The 18,214-nt window shown below is 66.5% G+C and carries 9 protein-coding genes and 1 pseudogene; all 10 read left to right on the top strand.

Translation table 11 applies throughout. From position 1 onward, the window contains the following. The first annotated feature begins 74 nt into the window (after positions 1-74). Positions 75-1,658, top strand: a complete 1,584-nt coding sequence (locus tag DIE23_RS05775) for a multicopper oxidase family protein (RefSeq protein WP_124611237.1) — start codon at positions 75-77, stop codon at positions 1,656-1,658. A gap of 10 nt (positions 1,659-1,668) precedes the next feature. Further along, positions 1,669-3,276 (top strand): multicopper oxidase domain-containing protein, encoded by a 1,608-nt coding sequence (locus DIE23_RS05770; protein WP_409364220.1) that lies wholly within the window; start codon positions 1,669-1,671, stop codon positions 3,274-3,276. A 17-nt stretch (positions 3,277-3,293) separates the two neighbouring features. Further along, positions 3,294-11,525, top strand: a complete 8,232-nt coding sequence (locus DIE23_RS05765; protein ID WP_185646390.1) for a choice-of-anchor Q domain-containing protein — start codon at positions 3,294-3,296, stop codon at positions 11,523-11,525. Further along, a complete protein-coding gene (locus DIE23_RS05760; protein WP_124611235.1) occupies positions 11,522-12,019 on the top strand; it encodes a hypothetical protein in 498 nt (165 codons plus the stop codon). The genes DIE23_RS05765 and DIE23_RS05760 overlap by 4 nt, the downstream gene beginning before the upstream one ends. Before the next feature lie 86 nt (positions 12,020-12,105). Next, the gene (locus tag DIE23_RS05755) at positions 12,106-12,900 is read left to right on the top strand and encodes an outer membrane lipoprotein-sorting protein (RefSeq protein WP_409364222.1); all 795 of its coding nucleotides are present in this window, start codon (positions 12,106-12,108) and stop codon (positions 12,898-12,900) included. Between the two features lie 34 nt (positions 12,901-12,934). Next, entirely contained in the window at positions 12,935-13,762 is an 828-nt protein-coding gene (locus DIE23_RS05750) for a hypothetical protein (protein WP_124611380.1), read from the top strand. Positions 13,763-13,863: 101 nt separating this feature from the next. Next, positions 13,864-15,474, top strand: a complete 1,611-nt coding sequence (locus DIE23_RS05745) for a c-type cytochrome (RefSeq protein WP_124611379.1) — start codon at positions 13,864-13,866, stop codon at positions 15,472-15,474. Between the two features lie 159 nt (positions 15,475-15,633). Beyond that, positions 15,634-17,019, top strand: coding sequence for a cytochrome C (locus tag DIE23_RS05740; RefSeq protein WP_221623340.1), 1,386 nt, complete (start codon positions 15,634-15,636; stop codon positions 17,017-17,019). A 43-nt stretch (positions 17,020-17,062) separates the two neighbouring features. Then, on the top strand, positions 17,063-17,734 hold the full coding sequence (locus DIE23_RS05735) for a c-type cytochrome (protein WP_124611233.1): 672 nt from the start codon (positions 17,063-17,065) through the stop codon (positions 17,732-17,734). Positions 17,735-17,948: 214 nt separating this feature from the next. Next, positions 17,949-18,214 (top strand): annotated as a pseudogene (locus DIE23_RS05730) (c-type cytochrome biogenesis protein CcsB); the annotation flags it as partial.

Genomic DNA, 18,214 nt, shown 5'->3' with positions numbered 1-18,214 from the left:
GGCCGGCCCGCGTTCGCATCAGCGCATGACTTCCAGCGCGAATCGCGCTGACTGGCCCCAGGGACGGAGGTCATATGTCCAGTACCCGCGCGTATGTCGGCAGTGTTGCAGCACTGCTGATGCTGTTGTTCGCCATTCCTTCATTCGCCCAATCGTTCCGCGTCCAGTGCCCGCCCACCACGACGCTGCATCCGACGGCGCTGCAGCCCGGTGCCGGAGAGCCCGCCTACACCGGGCCTTCCAACACCGGACAGAATTCCGCGCCGACCGGCGTCGTGAACGGTGCAATCAAATGCCAGCAGATCTCCGGCGGCGACGGCTACGCGACGATGGGCGACGGGACGCAGACGTACCTGTTCGCGTTCGGCCCGTTGTCGGGGATTTCCGACATCCTGCGAGGACTGCCCGGCACGGAGTTCGCGGCGACGTTCAACACCGTCGGCGATCCGCGCACGGATCCGACCTACAACGGCGCGGTCGGCCTCGTGCCCGATCCGGAATCCTCGCCGCCCGGCCAGCTGGACGGCCATGTCGACCCGCGGCCGATCATGGACGTCGGCGTGATGAACGGCAACATTCCGGCGCCGACGATGGGCATCGACGAAGACGACGAGTTCTTCCTCACGCTCACCAACGTCGGGATGATCATGCGGCCGGATCTGTTCGAGCAGCACACGGTGCACTTCCATGGCTATCCGAATGCGTCGTCGTTCTACGACGGCGTGCCGGACGCGTCGGTCGCGATCAACATCGGCGGCAGCTTCACCTACTACTACCTCGCGCCGGATGCGGGCACCTACTTCTGGCACTGCCACATCACGCCGCCGGAACACCTGCAGATGGGCATGGTCGGCCAGATCTTCGTGCGGCCGCGCCAGAATCGCGTGCCTTATGGCGCGTCGCTGTACAACGCGCTGTTGCAGCAGCAGAACGACCTGCGCACGAAGTGCGGCAACGACATCCTGTGCTCGACGCCGCTGCCGACTTCGAACGGCATCCTGCATGCGAGGAACAGGAGCGGCTCGCCCACGCTCTACGCATACAACGACGGCGACGGATCGACCGCCTACGACGTCGAGTATCCGCTCCAGATACACGGCTTCGATCCGAACTTCCACTTCGTCGGCATGACGTTCAACCCGGAACCGTTCACCGACATGAAGGACAAGTACTTCCTGCTGAACGGGCGCAGCTATCCGGACACGGTGAACACGGCGGCTCCCGGCACCACGGGTTCGATGCAGACGCCGGTCGCGGACGGCACGACGCACTTCTCGCAACCGTTGCCGGCGCTGATCAATATTCCCGCGGGCGGCAAGGCGCTGCTCAGGATCTCGGATCTCGACGTGAGCGAGTACCAGACGCTGGCATCGCTGGGCATCCCGATGCACGTGATCGCGATCAACGCGCGCCTGCTCCGCGACATGGCCGGCAACGACATGACCTACTACACGAACTCGATCACGCTGGGCGGCGGCGAGTCCCTCGACTTGCTCCTCGACGCGAGCGACACGACGAAGTACGCGCCGGGCCAGATCTTTTACCTGTACACGCCGAATCTCGATCACCTGTCGAACGATGCCGAGAACTTCGGTGGCCTGATGACCGAAATCCACATCTGCCATGCGGTGGACCCCACCACGAAGGCGTGCACCTAGGAGAACCACCGTGGGCCACATCATTCACCTCCTGCGGATCGACACGCTCGCCGGCCTGGCACGTGTCGCGCGGTTCGGTGCGGCGGCGCTCGCCGCACTCGTCTGCCTGCACGCGCAGGCCGCTGCGCCGGGCATCACCGGCACGAACTTCGACCTGAGCGCCGAGGCGGCGCGCATCAGCCAGCCCGACGGCGCGAGCGTCTACTCGTGGGGCTACGGCTGCCGCACCGCGCCGGCCGGATTCTCGCCGTCGAACATTGCGGGCGCGAAATGTCCGAGCATGCAGATTCCCGGTCCGACGCTGATCGTCAAGCAGGGCGACGTCGTCACGATCACGCTCACCAACAACCTGCCGGCGGCCGCCGGCAACACGTCGATCCTGTTTCCGGGATTCCAGGTCTGTGCGGCCGTGATGAATCCGGACGGCACGTGCCCCACGACGTTGACCGGCACGCCGGGCTTGCTGACGCGCGAGGCCGCGCACGGCGGCACGGTCACCTACAGCTTCGTCGCATCGACACCCGGCACGCACAGTTACTTCAGCGGCACGCAGGGCGACCTGCAGATCGAGATGGGCCTGTTCGGCGCGATCATCGTCCTGCCGACCACTGCGCCGGGCACGCTCGCGGTGCCGACGGGCTGCCGCGCGGTGGCGGGCACGCTGCCTGACGGGCAGCCCGACTACCGCAATGCGGCGGCGGCGTACAACCTCGGCGCGGCCTGCTACGACCGCGAGTACCTGTTCCAGTTCTCCGAGATGGACCCGCGGATTCATACGCAGGCGGAGGCGCAGGCCGCCAACCCGTGCACCCAGCCCAACGGCTGCATGACCGTCGCGACGGAGCCGTATCACCCGGCCTATTTCATGGTCAACGGCCGCTCGATGCCCGACGACATGGACCCGAACTACGCGGTGCAGTATCTGCACCAGCCGTACAACGGCAATCCGCACATGCACCCGGGCGAACTCGTGCTGTTGCGGATCATCGGCACCGGCCGCTGGCAGCACCCGTTCCACGAGCACGGCAACCACGTGCGCGTGCTGGCGCGCGACGGCAACCTGCTGCTGAGCCAGTCGGATCCGACCAAGCTCGCGGGCCCGCTGCTGTTCACGACGACGACGACGCCCGGCCAGACGATGGACGGCATCTTCTACTGGACGGGCAAGGGGCTGAACTGGGACGTATACGGGCACAAGCCCGGCGACGGCAGCGTCTGCATTCCCGATGCGAACGGCTACTACACGCAGGACCCGACCGCGCCGAACTACTACGAGTGGTGCGCCGATCACAACAAGGCGCTCGAAGCCCATCCGTTCGGCAACGTCGGCGGCGGCGGCCCGGTCACGTTGCCGGACTCGCACATCCTGACGAACGGCGCGTGGTATGGCGGCAGTCCCTATCTCGGCCCCGACGCCACGATCCGGGCGACGTCGCCCACCGGCACGACGCCGCCGAGCGGAACGATCGCGAATCCGCCGGGCAGCGAAGCGGGCTTTGCATTCATGTGGCACTCGCACAATGAGCGCGAGATCACCACGAACAACATCTTCCCCGGCGGAATGATGATGATGATGCTCGTCGATCCACAAGTGTTCGTGATCAACGAAGGGAACTAGAGGCGGGGAGAGTTGCGATGAGAGCCAACCAGTTCAAGGCGATGCTCGTCGACCTGCTCAAGGCAGGGGCGGTGGCATCCATTCTGCTCGCGACCGGCGAGGCCGCGTTCGCGCAAAGCGTCACGCTGACGGCGAAGGCCACGACAGCCGCATTGCCCGACGGGCAGTCCGTGCCGATGTGGGGCTACACCTGCTCGGCGGCCGCGACGGCGCCGGCGACCTGCGCGGCGGCGAATCCCGGCGCCGGCGGGAACTGGTCGCCGGTCGTGATCACGGTGCCGCCGGGACCGCTGACGATCAGTCTGACCAACAGCCTGCCGGCGTCGGTGCCGACGTCGCTGGTGATCGTCGGCCAGCTCGGCGGCGGCCTGGGAACGACGGCAACGAGTACGGCGAGCCCGACGCACCCGACGCAGACCGCGACGACCTGGCCGATCGCGGGGACCGGCAGCGGCGCGACGTTTACGCCGCCGCCGCAGGGTCCGCGCGTACAGTCGTTCTCGACCGAGGTGGCGAAGGGCGCGACGACGACGCTCACGTGGCGCAACTTGCGGCCCGGCACCTATCTGATCGAATCGGGCACGCACCCGTCGATCCAGGGGCCGATGGGGCTGTACGGCGTGCTCGTGGTCCGGACGCCGCCCAGGACGGGGACGCGTTCGCTCGCGTATCCAAACATCCCTTACGACGCCGACGTGCCGCTCGTGCTCAGCGAAATCGATCCGGTGCAGAACGCCGCCGTCGCGGCCGCCGTGGCGACTACCGGCTTCAGCGAGACGAAGGTCTGGTCGGGCCTGTCGGGCGGGTGCGGCGATTCGAAGTCCGCATCATTCGGCACCTGCTATCCGCCGGCGGTGAACTACGATCCGCGCTATTACCTGATCAACGGTGTCGCGTTCGACCGCACGCATCCCGATGCGTCCGCTTTTCCCGCCGCCGCGCCCGTCTCCACCGGCCAGGTGCTGCTGCGCTTCGTGAACGCGGGGCTGCGGATGCACGTGCCGTCGGTGGTCGGCGCACAGACTGGCGCTGCCGGCAACTCCGGCTTCTCGCTCGTCGCCGAGGACGGCAATCCGCTGCCGGGTGCGCCGCGGGTGCAGTCGACCGTGTTCTTGCCGGCCGGCAAGACCTATGACGTGATGATCAACGCGCCGGCCCAGAACGCGCCCGCGCTGCCGGTGTACGACCGGCAATTGAGCCTGTCGACCGACAACCATCGCGACGGCGGCATGCAGGCCTATGTCAGCGTCAACAACGGCGCGCTGCCGACGGCGGGCGGCCAGAACGTGGTCGCCAATCCCGACAAGTACTTCCTCGTGGCAGGCAATCCGCTGACCGTCGCGGATCCGGCCAAAGGCGTCATCGCCAACGACGTCGGCGTGTACGGCGTGCAGATCAAGACGCCGCCGTCCGGCGGCACGGTAACGCTGAACCCGGACGGCACGTTTACCTACATGCCGAACAACGGCACCGCGTCCGACGCGTTCGAGTACCAGGTCAACGGCAATCCGAACATCCATACGACGGTGACACTGGCTGCCTGCACCGCGGCCGCCAGTTGCCTGTCGGGCCCGCCGGTGGCGAGCGATGCCAGCTATACGAGCAACATCGCGTCGCGGCTGCAGGTCGGCGCCCCCGGCCTGACCGCGTACGGCAAGGATCCCGCCGGGCTGGCGCTGACCGCCACGCTGGCGGGCGGCGTGATGGGCGGCACCGTCACGGTGAATCCGGACGGATCGTTTACCGCGGTGCCGACGACGCCGCCGGTTGGCGCGGCGAATGCCACCGTGACGTTCAAGTATGCGGTGGTTAACTCGCAGAACACGGCGAGCGCGACCGCGACCGCGACGGTGACGTTCCTCGGCGGCAGCGGACTCGCCGTCAAGGTGCTGGATGCGCCGAGCACCGCACCGGGCAAGACCCCGGTTCAGCTCAGCGACTACCGCTGGATCATCGAGGAGGACCGCACGTTCCAGATCGATCCGCGTTGCCAGGTGAACGTGACGCCGCGTCCCGCCGGCTGCCCGGCGCTGCCGGTGCCGAGTCTCGGCACGAACTTCCACAGCAGCTACATGCCGGTGGTGGCCGCGGGCTGCGTCGGCACGGTGGCGTGCGAGTCGAAGCAGACCGTGTTCGACCCGAAGACCAACACGCACGTCCCCGCGGTGTGCGACGTCGGCGACGGCGTGTGCCGGACGAACGCCTCGCAGCAAGTGCCGGTCGATCCGAGCCAGGTGGCGCTCGATCCGACGAAGCACTATTACATCTCGATCCTGCCGGGCGACGCCGGCAACAGCTTCTCGGCCGGCGCGGGCGCGCCGCAACCGGTCGATCCGACCAACCCGACCGGACCGCAGCGTCAGTTCAGCATCGCGCAGGACTGTCCGTCGGGCCCCGGCGGCGCGGACTTCGCGCCCGGCACGGGCACCTGCGGACACACGATGGGCGGTGCGCCGATCGCGCCCGCGCAGAGGACCGTCAACGTACTGGTGCAGGAAACGCCGTTGCAGACCGCGAAGATCTCGGTGTTCGTCTTCGAGGACGATGCGCCGGTCAACGGGGAAGTGGACGTGGGCGGCGGCACCGACGCGTTCGGCACGGCCCACGAGCCGGGCCTCGGCGGATTCGAAATCAAGCTCTTCGACGACGCGGGCGGCACGGGCGACGCAACCGGGCAGATGACCTACGACATGTTCAACATGCCGTTGTCGAACTCGCTGCAGGGCACGCTCGATCCGCTCACCGGGCTGGATGCGTGCCCGATATCCCGCCAGGCCGACACGCTCGACCCGGTCACCGGCAAGCTCATCAGCACCGACGGCCTGGTCGGCATGATCCCGACCTGCCCGAAGTTCGAGTCGGACGGCAAGACGATGTCGCCGCTCGTGGGCCAGGCCGTCATCGCGAACCTGATGCCCGGCCGCTACGGCGTCGTCGCGACGCCGTCCGCCGACCGGATCGGCCGCGGCGAGGAGTGGCTGCAGACGAACACGCTTGACGGGCAGAAGGCGCACGACGCGTTCATCAAGGTCGGCGGCCCGTCCTACTTCCAGGAATTCGGGCCGGCGGGCTTCCACGTGTCGATCGGCTTCGCGAACCCGAAGATCATCAATGACCGGCTGCCGATCGCCTGCACCGGCAGGACATGCAACAACGCGGTGTCGGGGCAGGTCACGAACCTGCACTACAGTCGTCCGCCGAACGAGAACCTCTATAGCTCGGGCTCGCGCGATTCGCTGGGCTTTACGCAGTGCTACGTGAGCATCGGCGACACGGACGGCGAGGACATCTCGTTCACCAAGTGCGACACCGACGGCAAGTTCTCGTTCACGGGGCTGCCCGACGGCACGTTCCGGATCACGGTCTTCGATCAATGGAACGACCAGATCGTCGACGGACTGGCGACGGCGGTGCAGGTGGCGGGCGGCCAGAGCAAGGACCTCGGCCAGATCGCGGTGCTGCAGTGGCACACGAACCTGTACACGCGGACCTTCATGGACCTGAACGGCGACGGCGTCTCGCAGGACAGCGAGCCCGGGCTGACGCTCGTGCCGACCAACATCCGGTTCCGCGACGGCAGCTACTCGAACTTCAACAACACGGACCTGAACGGCTTTGCCGGGTTCAATGAAGTGTTCCCGCTGTTCAACTGGTATGTGGTCGAGGCCGATACGACGCGCTTCAAGCAGACGGGCGTGCATGTCGTCTACGACGCGGGCGGGCCGGTCGACGGCACGACCGGCGGAGGCAGCTCGACCATCGCGGCGAACTTCGCGAACACGACGGAAACCTCGACAGGGCAGTTGCCGACGAGCCTGCGCGTGCCGGGGGCGGTGTATTGCGACAACGCCGATTGCGGTTCCAATCAACGGACGGGTACGACGCCGTCGACCGGCCGGGTCGATCCGCCGTGGGTGACCACGGAGGGCTGGCAGGGTTTCTCGGGCCAGAATTCGTTCATCGAGTTCGGCAAGAAGGCCTTCGGCCCGACCGAGAACGGCGGCATCAAGGGTGAAGTGATCTACGCGTCGACGCGGCCGTTCGACGATCCGGCGCTGCTCATCCACACGAGCTGGACGCCGAATATTCCGAACGTGACGGTCAACCTGTATCAGGAGGGCACGGCCGCGGACGGCACGCAGAGCCTCACGCTGGTCGACACGACGAAGACCTCGAGCTGGGACGACTGGGCGCAAGGCTTCCGTTCCGACGGCGCCACGCCGAACATGAACTGCCCGGGACAGGAAACGAGCGACCCGTTCTACGCGGTCACGCTGAAGAACAGCGCCCAGTGGCTCGATCCGCAGCGTCGTGCGCTGCCGTACTACTCGCAGTACAAGTGCTACGACGGCATGCATGCGTTCAACCAGGTGCAGCCGGCGCCGTACGACGGGATGTACCAGTTCCCGAGCGTGACGGCGCGGGACCTGCACAGCGGCCTGCCGACCGGCACGAACTGCAAGATCTGCGTGGCGAACCCGTCGGGCGACGGCACGCAGATGCTGCCGGCGGGCAAGTACGTGGTCGAAGTGATCGTGCCGCCCGGGTACGAGCTGGTGAAGGAGGAGGACAAGAACATCCTGATCGGCGACAACTACATCGCGCCGGTCACGCAGCAGTTCGGCGGGCTGGGCAACATCTTCATCCTGCCCGACCAGGCGGCGATGAATTCGACCTTCAACCCGACCAATGCGCAGAACCCGACGACGGATCTCGGTTCGACGCCGCGGCACGAAGGCGACACGGGCAGCGTCGAGACGTTCTGGCCGTGCGTCGGCGAACTGCGCATCGTGCCGGACTACATCAGCCTGTTCCCGGGCTCGCAGGAAGTCGCGCCGTTCGCGGGCGCCTCGCGGCATCTGTGCGATCGCAAGGAAGTGACGCTGACCAACGAGATGTCGGTGCTGGCGAAGTTCTGGCTGTTCAGCTCGACGCACGTCGCCGCGCACTACACCGGCTTCATGCTGGACGACTTCTCGTCGGAGTTCGACCCGTATTCGCCGCAGTTCGGCGAGAAGTTCGCGGTGCCGAACGTGCCGATCTCGATCAAGGATTTCGGCGGCAACGAAGTCGCGCGCACCTACTCGGATTCGTGGGGCATCTTCAACGGGCTCAACTATTCGACTTGGCAGGTCAACCCGCCGAATCCGACGGGTTACGCGCCGACGATGATGGTGGCCTGCATGAACGATCCGGACATGCCCGACCCGGCGCATCCGGGCCGGACGATTCGCGACCCGCTGTTCAACCCCGCGTACAGCCAGTTCTGCTATGAGATTCCGTTCATGCCGGGACAGACGCAGTACATGGACACGCCGGTCGTGCCGGTGCAGGCGTTCGCGGACGGCTACAACCAGCCCGACTGCGCGTATCCGGATGCCACGCCGGCGATCTCCAGCGTGACCGGCGATGCGAGCGGCGGGGGCGCAGGGCCGTGGGTCAGCGCGGCCGGCCACCAGCTGACGATCAACGCGCTCGGCGACCAGCCCGTGCCCAACAACGCGTACAACGGGCCGGCGGCGAGCACGACGCCGTTCAACCAGAAGTTCGTCACGCGCCACTACGGCTTCGGCAGCCGGCCTGCGTCGTGTCCGACGATCGGGGCGTGCCCGAACGTCACGATCGGCGGCTTGCCGGCGGTGGTGACGTCGTGGAGCGATACGCAGATCAAGGCCGTCGTCCCGCCCTTGATCGGTACGCAGGCAGCCTGCACGATCCAGCAGCGCGGCGTCTTGACGCCGACCGCCTGCGGCGAGCTCGTCATCACGGCCGCCAACGGCAAGCGTACCGTGGATACGGTCACCGTCACGGTGGGCGGCAAGCCGCCGACCTACGTCGGCGGCGAGAATGCGACGGGCGACGCGCTGCAGAAGGCGATCAACAACGCGACGCCGGGCGACATGATCGTCGTCGGCCCGGGCACCTACAACGAGATGCTGGTGATGTGGAAGCCGGTCCGGCTGCAGGGTGTCGGCGCGCCGTCGGTGGTCGTCAACGCGAACACCCACCCGTCGGGCAAGATGGACATCTGGCGCAAGCTGGTCGATTGCCTGTTCGGTGTCGCGATGAATGGCGCGATGATTTCGAGTACGAATCCGTTCGATCCGAACGATCCGGCCAACGCCTTCTGTACCGCGAAGATGCGACGCCAGGTCGATCCGATCCCGTTCGAGCCGATCGTCGGCTGGGACAGCACCCTCAACGGCAACCTCGGCGAAATGCTGCTCGAGCCGTCGCTGATGGGCGCCTATGAAGGCGCGGGCGTCACGGTGCTGGCCAAGGGCGTGCGGGACGTGCTGGTGGGCGGCGTACTGCAGCCCGATCCGAACTGCACGACGAACGGCATCTGCACGCCGCTCACGGGGCCGACCCTGCGCCAGCCGAACCCGCCGGACTGCGTCAACTACCCGAGCAACTTCAAGTGCAATCCGTCGCGCGTGGACGGCATCAGTTTCACGAACAGCTCGCAAGGCGGCGGCGGGATTTTCCTGCACGGCTGGGACCATCTGATGGAGGTGTCGAACAATCGCGTGTTCTCCAACGCCGGGACGCTGACGGGCGGCATCGCGATCGGCCAGGTCGAAGTGCCGGACGGCACCATCGCGGGCGACGGCGTGACCGAGCTGCCTTACCTGTTCAACAGCAACGTGAACGTGCACCACAACTATGTCACGTCGAACGCGTCGTATGGCGATGAAATCAACTCGAGCACGCCATCGTCGGCCGGCGGCGTCGTCTTCTGCACGGGCGCCGATTTCTACCACTTCAACTACAACTGGGTGTGCGGAAACCTGAGCAGCGGCGACGGCGGAGGTGTCGCGCACTTCGGGTTCAGCTACAACGGCGACATCTCGCACAACTGGGTGCTGTTCAACCAGAGCAACAATCCGACGTTGCCCACCTACGGCGGCGGCATCATCGCCCAGGGCGTGCCGCCGGACGGGACCTTCTGCGAGAACTCGACGGTCGACGTGGACTGCGCGCCCGAGCTGTCGGACGGCACCGGCCCGGGCCTGACGATCGACGGCAACCTGATCATGGGCAACACGGCGGAAAGCGGCAAGGGCGGCGGGCTGCGGTTGCAGCAGGTGAACGGCACCGACGTGCAGCGCAGCCCGAACAACGCGGCGAACTGGTACACGGTGCGCGTGATCAACAACATCATCGGGAACAACGTGGCGGGCTGGGGCGGCGGCGGTGTCTCGCTGCAGGACGCGGTGAGCGTGAGCTTCGTGAACAACACGGTCGTCTCCAACGACGCGACCGCGACGGCCGGCGTGCTGTTCAATACGCAAGGGGCCACGCAGGCGAACGTCGGGCCGCCGAACTGCACGACGGTCGGCTCGGAAACGACCTGCAACCCGATCACGACGTCGACCTATCAGCCTGCCGGGCTGGAGACCGCGCGGCACACGACGAACTTCATCTCGGCGTTCACGAGCGCGGGGGTGGCGTGTCCGGCCGGGTTGCCGAACTGCACGACGTTCTCGAATCCGCTGCTGACCAACAACGTGTTCTGGCATAACCGCACGTTCTACATCACGGTGAGCGGACCGAATCCGAACATACCGGGGCTGCAGAACACGGTCACGCTGAACCCGACGTTGAACCAGGCCACGCATTCGACGGGTTTCTGCGATCCGAACGCGGTCTACTGGGATATCGGCGGATACGGCGACACCGGGCCGGGCAACCATCAGTCGGGGCTGACCATGAGCCCGCGGTACTCGATCCTGACCGACGCGGGCGATTACCCGGGCGCGAACAACGTCGGGACCGACCCGGCGCTGGCAAGCCTGTACTGCAACGGCTCGCGGGTGCCGCCGGAAGGGGGCGGAAACGGCTTCGCGGTGCCGCCGGGCATCTCGGACACGGTGCTGCCGAACCCGTTGTTCAGCCTGCTGCCGTCGGCGGTGCCCGACGAAGGCAACCAGTGGATCAACATGTCGTACGGCCCGCTGTCGCTGTTCAACATGTCGATCGTGCAGGGCACCGCGGGCTACGGCGTGCTGCTGGGCAACTACTCGATCAAGACGACTTCGCCGGCGCGCGATACCGGCACGGCGACGGGCGCGCCGAACCACGACATCTTCGGCACGCACCGGCCGCAAGGCACCGGCTACGACCGGGGGGCGGTGGAGTTGTCGGCCGGCGGCACGCTGGTCGATCCGCTCGCGCTGAACGCGCAGTCTTCCGGCCTGCTCGGGTTGTTGCCGGCGTTGAGCACCTTGACGGGAGTGGCGCCATGAAATCCTCGTGTTCCCTTGGATGGCGGGTGGCGTGCTGCGCGGGCGCCGCCTGCGTGGCCGCCGCGCTGGCCCAGCCGGCCGCGGCCGGGCAGCAGGCGCAGCCGGCGTTCGCCCGGCACTCGCCGTATCGGCCGACGGGCCTGCCGCTGCGCGCGAAGATCTATTACCAGATGACGCGCGGCATCGACAACATGCGGGTGCGTCACACCGCATCGGACAACCTGATCCGCTTCAGCTACCGCGTGACCGACCCGGTGGCGGCGAAGCGGCTCGGCGACAAGAGTGCGACGCCGCACCTGTACGGGCAAACGAGCCACGCGCTGCTCGACATCCCCGTGATGGACAAGATCGGCCAGTTGCGGCAAAGCGGTCCGCTGAAGGCCGGGCAGGAATACTGGATGGTGTTCTCGAACAAGGGCAACGCGATCAAGCCGGGCGAGCGCGTCAACGTGCTGGTCGGCTCGTTCCATATCGACGGGTTGGTGGTCGAATGACGCGCGGCAGGGAGCCGCGGCATAACGCAGGGAGACAACTCATGAATCGCTTTCTTTTGACGGGGATTTCGGTGGCGGCAGTGGCAATGGGCCTGCTGGCATCGATGCCCGACGCGCGCGCCGCGTCGGCTGCGGGAACGGCCCAGGCCAGGGCCACGGCCAAGGCCGCGCCGGTGGCGCGCATGAGCGCGCCGCAGATCGTCGAGCGCAACGTCGCGGCGCGCGGCGGGCTGCAGGCATGGCGCGCGGTCGGCTCGCTGACGATGTCCGGGCTGATCGAGGCCGGCGGCAAGAAGAACACCGCGCTGCCGTTCGTGATGACGATGAAGCGGCCGCACAAGAGCCGCTTCGAGGTGCGCTTCAACGAACAGACGGCGTTCCAGGTCTACGACGGTGCGCAGGGCTGGAAGGTCAGGCCGTTCCTCGGACGCGACGAGGTCGAGCCCTTTACGCCGGCGGAAGCGAAATCGGCTGCCGCCGCGGCCGAGCTGGACGGGCCGCTCGTCGATTACGCGAGCAAGGGCACCACGGTGCAGCTGGTCGGCACCGAGCAGGTGGAAGGGCATGGCGCATACGTGCTGAAGCTGACGACGAAAGAGCACGCGGAACGCAAGGTCTGGATCGATGCATCGAGCTTTCTCGAGCTGAAGATCGACGGCGAGCCGCGCATGCTCGACGGCAGGATGCACAACGTCTCGATCTACTACCGCGATTACCGGAAAGAGAACGGTCTCGACATCCCGCATGTGCTGGAGACCGTGGTCGCGGGCGTCAGGCCGACGCGCAAGCTGACGGTCCAGAGCGTGAAGGTGAATGCGCCGACGGACGACGCATTGTTCGCCAGGCCGCAACTGGCGATGGCGAAGACGCCGGCCCATTAGGCCGGCACCGGGCATCCGGACGGGGGCAACGAACATGAAGCGTAATGCGTTATGGATGCTGGCCGGCTGCGTCGCGGCGGCCATGTTCCTGGTCGAGCAGATACCGGCGCAGAGCCTGAGTGCGGACCAGATCGTCGAGAAGAACGTCGCCGCGCGGGGTGGGCTCGACGCGTGGCGAAAAATCCAGACGATGGTCTGGATCGGGCACGTGGACAGTGCCAATGCCGTGGCGCCGAACCTGCCGTTCGTGCTGGCGATGAAGCGGCCGAACAAGACGCGCTTCGAAGTGACCGTGCTGAACCAGCGGGCCGTGCGCGTGTTCGACGGCAAGGACGGCTGGAAACTGCGACCGGGCGCGACCGGCAGGACCGATTTGCGGCCGTATACCACCGACGAATTGAACTTCGCGCGCGACGAGCAGGTGATCGACGGGATGCTGATCGATCACGAAGCGAAGGGAATCGGCGTCACGCTCGACGGCGTCGAGCAGATTGGCGGGCGCGATGCGTACCGGCTCGCGGTGAAGCTGCCGTCCGGCCTGAGCCGCCATGTGTGGATCGATGCGCGGACGTTCCTCGAGGTGAAGTACGACCGCGTGGTGCGGGATCTCCGTGGCCAACCGGTGAGCGTGGAGGTGGCCTACCTCGATTACCGGACCGTCGACGGCTTGCAGATGCCGTTCACGATTGAATCCGGCGGGGCCGCGTCCGCGAGGAGGGACCGGCTGATGATCGACAAGATCGCGCTCAATCCGCCGCTCGGAGACGCGATCTTTGCGAAGCCTGCCGCGCCGGGGCGCCGCGGTTCCGTTTCGATCGATGTCGACGCGACGCCGGCGATGCACGGCAAGTCGATGCCTTGATCATGAACGGTGCCCGCATCCTGCGACACGCGATCGTGCGCGGCACGCTGCCGCGCGCACGGCGCTGGCTCGCTGCCTGGATCGGCGTTGCGCTGTTCGCGATGCAGTGGGTGCCGTCGCCCGATGCGCGAGGCGCGCAGGGCGAGCCGCCGCCCGCGCCGGCGAGCGCGGGCGCGGCGATCTTCCGGCAGGGCCTGCTGGGTTCGGGCGAACCGCTCGAAGCGGTGCACGACGACGGCGTGCGGCTGCACGGCGCCGCGGCGGCCTGCATGAATTGCCATCGATACAGCGGCCTCGGCGCGCGCGAGGGCACGAGCAACATTCCGCCGATCACCGGCCGTTATCTGTTTCAGCCGCGCGTCGAGAATCCCGACGACGCCAAGGTTCCCTTCGTGCCGGGCATGCGCTTCAATCGCGAACCGTATACCGATGCGACGGTCGCGCGGGCGATCCGCGAAGGCCTCGATTCGGAAGGCAAACCGCTCAGCGCGCTGATGCCGCGGTATGCGCTGAACGATGCGGACATGAAGGCACTGATCGACTACCTGAAACGCCTCGACCGGCATGGGCCGACTGGTGTCGACGATACGGTGCTGCACTTCGCGACGATCATCACGCCGGATGCGGACCCGGTGAAAAAACGCGGCATGCTCGATGTGCTCGTGAATTACTTCCACGACAAGAACGTTTTTCCGCTGGGCGCGACGCCGGCCCTGCGCTCGTCGCGCAAGATGATGTTCATGGTCAACCGCCGCTGGGCGCTGCACGTGTGGCAGCTCGAGGGGCCGCCCGACACGTGGCATGAGCAGTTGCGACAGGATCTCGCGCGGCAACCGGTGCTGGCCGTGGTGTCGGGACTGGGCGGCCGGAACTGGGCGCCGGTTCACGATTTCTGCGAGCAGGAGGCGGTGCCCTGTCTGTTTCCGAACGTCGAGGTGCCGATCGAAACGGATCACGATTTCTATTCCGTGTATTTCTCGAAGGGGGTGCTGCTCGAGGCCGGGCTGATGGCCAAGCGCATGCTCGACGAGACGGGCGCGGGGACGGCCGCCAACACGGTGCGAACGGTCCGGCAGGTCTATCGCACGGGCGACAACGGCGAGCGCGGCGCGCAAGCACTTGCCGCCGCGCTGAAGACCCACGGCGTCGCGGTGTCGAACCAGGCGCTTGCGCCCGGCGAGCCCGTCGCGCGCGCGCTGCACGGCGTGTCGCGCGACGACGTGCTCGTGCTGTGGCTGCGGCCGCCGGACATCGCCGCGCTCGGCCATGCGCCGCCCGCGTCGGACACGGTCTACATGTCGGGGCTGCTCGGCGGGCTCGACAGCACGCCGCTGCCGACGAACTGGCGCGGCGTGACGCGCATCGCCTATCCGTTCGACTTGCCGGAAGGGCGGCGCGTGCGCGTCGACTATGCGTATGGCTGGTTCTCGATCCGGCAGATTCCGGTGGTCGCGCCGCAGGTGCAGGCGGACACCTATCTCGCGTGCGGCCTGCTTGCCGAAACCCTGAGCCACCTGGTCGATGCGTTCGTGCGCGAGTACCTCGTCGAACGCATCCAGGACATGCTCGAACGCCGCATCCTGACCGGCTACTACCCGCGCCTGACGCTCGCACCCGGGCAGCACGTGGCGTCGAAGGGCGGCTATATCGTCCGGTTCGCCGGGCCGGACCGAATGAAGCTCGTCGCCGACGGCGGCTGGATCGTTCCGTGAGCGATGGCGCGGTGCGACTGGATCGGGTGGAGATCAGACCGCGTTAAGAGGGAGTTGCCCCATGCCGGTTTCGGCCGGCGGTTCGCACAATGAAGTCATCGCGCGACGGTCGAAGGTCGCGCAGGCGAATGGCGGCATACGGCTTGGGGAGAAGCAGCCATGACAACGTTTCGGGTCGACCATGGCGGAGGCCATCGCTGGATGCGGCGCGGCGGGATGATCGTGCTCGCGGCGCTCGCATTGCTGCAGGCGTCCATCGTGCAGGCGCTGCCGATCTTCGCGCGCCAGACCGGGCAGAGCTGCGTCGCGTGCCATGCCGGCGGGCAGTTTCCGGAACTCACGCCGTACGGGCGCATGTTCAAGCTGAACGGTTATACGTTGGGCGAGCGCACGATTCCGCTCGCGGCGATGGCGGTCGGCGACCTGAGCAAGACGAGGGCCAACAGCGATGCCAGCGGCAATCCGGTCACGCCGAAGAACGGCCTGCCGATCTTCGATTTCGCGAGCGTGTTCCTCGCCGGGAAGATCACCGACCATCTCGGCGGTTTCGCGCAATTCACCTATGCGAACTACGATCATCAGGATGCCAACGGAAAATGGAAGGGCTGGTGGGCATCGGACAACACCGACTTCCGCTTCGTCGACCGGATCATCTCTCCCGCCAACGATCTGATCCTCGGACTGACGCTGCACAACAACCCGACCGTGCAGGACGTCTTCAACACCGCGCCGGCCTGGAGCTATCCGTATATCGGCTCGGCGATCAGCCCGGTTGCTGGCGTTCCGATCACGCCGATCATCGAGGGCGGTCTCTCGATGCAGGTCGTCGGGATGGGCGGGTACCTGTACTGGAACAAGTTGGTCTATGCGGAGCTGACCGCCTACAGCACGGCCGACGGCATCTGGTCGTTCCTGAGCAAGGGCAACCACGCGGGCAACCCGGACCACCCGCAGGTCTATTTGCGCGGCTACAACCCGTATGCGCGCATCGCGCTGACGCGCGAATGGGGCCCGCACAACATCATGGTCGGCGCGTTCGGGTTGAGCGTCGACATCTATCCGAACGACCCGAACAGTTTCCCGATCTTCGGCACGGGCGTGACGCGCTATCGCGACTACGGTTTCGACACACAGTATCAGTACCTGCTCGAGCCGCACACGATCACCGCGCAAGCGCGCTACGTGCGCGAAAACATTCACGATCCGAATAACTTCGTCTTGAGCGACAACACGGCAGCGAACCTGAATTCGCTGCGGCTCAAGGCGTCGTACATCTACCAGTCCAAGTATGGCGTCAGCCTGTCGTTCTTCAATACGACGGGGACCGCGGACAGCGCCGCCTATGCGGGGAGTGCGAACTTCCATCCGAATACGCAGGGCTGGACGCCGGAAATATTCTGGATACCCGATCAGCACGTGCGCGTCGGTATCCAGTACACGCACTTCACCAAGTTCCTCGGCGCGACGACCAACTACGACGGCAACGGACGCAATGCCAGGGACAACGACACGCTGTTCATCTATCTATGGATCGCGTCGTTCTGACATCTGGCGGGGCGACGGACGTTGCGGCAGGGAGAGCGCTGACATGAACAAGGTGCCCCATTTCGCTTTGCTGGCGCTGGTGCTGGCGGCATCGGGTTGCCACGACCTGGAGCGGTCGCGGGAAGTCGACAATCCGGCCGTATCGGGCAAGACCATCGCGCTGCAGGTGTGCTCGAACTGCCATGGCGCGAACGGCGTCTCGGTGTCGCCGCAGTTTCCGAAGCTCGCCGGGCAACGCAAGGAATACCTCGTCGATCAGTTGACGGACTTCAAGCATCACGCGCGTGCCGATTCGAACGCGCAGCGGTTCATGTGGGGCTTCACGCACCTGACCGACGCGCAGATCGACGACCTCGCCACCTATTTCTCGAATCAGCATGCGAGCCTTGGCGAAGCCGGCGATCGCGGGCTGATCGACGCGGGCAGGGTGATTTTCGTATCGGGCTTGCCGGACAAGGGTGTCGCGGCGTGTATCGGATGTCATGGCCAGCGTGGGGAAGGCGTTGACCGGTTTCCGCGTCTCGCCGGTCAGCACGCGGATTACGTGCTCAAGCAGCTCAAGGTCTTCCGGGAAACCGACGCGCGGCCGCGCGGCGCGGTCATGAAGGGCGTGTGCGCGAACATGACGGAGCAGGAAATGCGCGCCGTCGCGGCATTCGTCGAGGCATTTCCGGTGGAGCCCGAGACAGCGGCGAGCCCGCCGGCCGATCAATGAGCCGGCGGCGGTGAATCCGGTTGGCGTGCCTCGGGGCGCACGCAAGCCGGCGCCGCCGGCGATCCTTTCGGTGTCTCGTCTCCCCCGGGGCGGGGCGCCGCTTTTTATTTCAGCCGTGCGCGGCGACATCGTGGAGAAGGTGATGAAGGCGATGCGATCCTCTCGCGGCGGTGCGGCTTCCGTTGCCGCGCCGCCGTACCGGCAAACAGATGCGATGCGCGAGGTTCGGGCAGCCGATCCGCACGACGACCGTCCGTTCCTCGCGCGCCTGTCGGTCATCGACTGGCTGTTCGCCCTGGCTCTCGTGGTCGGCGCGGGCCATGCGTTCGTGCATTACAACGCGCACATGGATGACTACGACAAGGCGGTGATGATCGGCGCGGTGCCGGCGCTCGTCGTGCTGGGCTGGCGCTGGAAACCGGCGCGGCTCATGATGGCGTCGATCGCGGTGCTGTCGCTGCTGTCGATCCAGATTTACCA

The organism is Burkholderia sp. Bp9143 (genome assembly GCF_003853645.1).
Lineage (GTDB): Bacteria > Pseudomonadota > Gammaproteobacteria > Burkholderiales > Burkholderiaceae > Burkholderia.
Note: the sequence above shows the minus strand (reverse complement) of the source record. Positions and strands in the feature narration are given on the sequence as shown.